Source organism: Geminicoccus flavidas, assembly GCF_009806515.1.
GTDB classification, from domain to species: Bacteria; Pseudomonadota; Alphaproteobacteria; order Geminicoccales; family Geminicoccaceae; genus Geminicoccus; species Geminicoccus flavidus.
On the sequence record NZ_WUJP01000984.1, the window covers coordinates 1 to 478 of the forward strand.

1 protein-coding gene is annotated in these 478 nt (G+C 74.5%); it reads left to right on the forward strand.

Going from position 1 to position 478, the window contains the following annotated elements; all coding sequences use genetic code 11:
* A partial coding sequence (locus tag EQG76_RS27965; protein ID WP_159718362.1) for an FAD-binding oxidoreductase occupies window positions 1-478 on the forward strand: 478 nt, incomplete at both ends.

The window sequence follows — 478 nt, forward strand, 5'->3', positions numbered from 1 at the left end:
ATGGAGGTGGCCGGCTGGGGCCGGGTACCGCGCGTCCTGGCCGAGGTCGCCCGGCCCGAGCGCGATGCCGAACTCGATCGCATCGTGCAGGCGGGCATCGGCCCGTTGCTGGCGATGGGCGCGGGCCGCTCCTATGGCGACGCCGGCCAGCCGGCAGCGGGCGGGCGCGGCCTGCTCACCACCAGACTCGACCGGGTGCTGGCCTTCGACCCGGACGAGGGCACGATCACGGTCGAGCCGGGCGTCACCTTCGCCGACCTCCATCGCCACTTCCTGCCGCGCGGCTGGATGGCGCCGGCCATCCCGGGCACCGCCTTCGCCACGATCGGCGGTGCGCTGGCCAACGACGTGCACGGGAAGAACCAGGCGGCGGCCGGGAGCTTCGGCGACCATGTTCGTTCCCTGGAACTGCTGACCGCGGACGGGCAGCGGCGGACCGTCGACCGGGAGGGCGACCCGGAACTGCTGCGCGCCACGA